Raw genomic sequence first — 730 nt, 5'->3', positions numbered from 1 at the left:
AAGCCTTCGCCGCGTTGCTGCCGTTGCGCATCCACCAGATGGCCGAGATTCAGCTGGCTCTTGCCGCTGTATTCGGTGCTGAGCTTGATGTGCTCTTTTCCGCGCGAGTCATCCAGGCGTAGCTTGTTGTTGGCCGGCGTCCGCAAGACGTTGCGCTTGTAGTTTTTCAGGGTGACGTGGTCGGGATGCCGCGAGTCGTGCATGGCGTAGGCGATGTAGGGGCGGTCCGGGTCGCCGTTTTCGAAGGCGATCCGTACTTCGGTGCCTTGTATCAAAGGCAGGTGCAGGCCGTACGTTTCGCCGCCGTAGGGGCGGGCCAGGCGCAGCCACATTGACTCGCGCCCTGCGGGCCAAGTGTCGCGGTCGAAGACGAAATGGCACTTGTAGCGGCCTTCCATGTCGATGTGGCCGTACAGGTCATTCGGTTCGGGGCTGGTAATGCGGGCCGGTATGGTGCCAGCGATTACCGGTTTGGCCGGCACGTCGGGACGGAAGCAGACCTGCTCGTCGTAGGGGATGGCTTCGAATTGCACTTCGAAGCTGCGGTCGCGGGCGGCGCTGCTGTGCAGGCGGACGATCACCGCGCCCGGTGCGAAGTGCTTATCCACGCCGTCGAGCTTGAGTATCTGCCCGGGTAGCAGCGCGGGGCTGCTGGTGTGGCCGGTCAGGCGCGTGCGTTCGTTGAGGTAGCGTTCGTGGGCGAGGCGCGCGTAAAAGTAGCCGCTCTCGC

The 730-nt window shown here is 63.8% G+C and carries 1 protein-coding gene; it reads right to left on the bottom strand.

The genetic code is table 11. From position 1 onward, the window contains the following. Window positions 1-730, bottom strand: a 730-nt coding sequence (locus IB255_RS30470; RefSeq protein ID WP_192211282.1) for a type VI secretion system Vgr family protein, incomplete at both ends; no start/stop codon positions are given.

This window comes from Pseudomonas sp. PDM22 (genome assembly GCF_014851965.1).
In the GTDB taxonomy this organism is placed as follows: domain Bacteria; phylum Pseudomonadota; class Gammaproteobacteria; order Pseudomonadales; family Pseudomonadaceae; genus Pseudomonas.
Note: the sequence above shows the minus strand (reverse complement) of the source record. Positions and strands in the feature narration are given on the sequence as shown.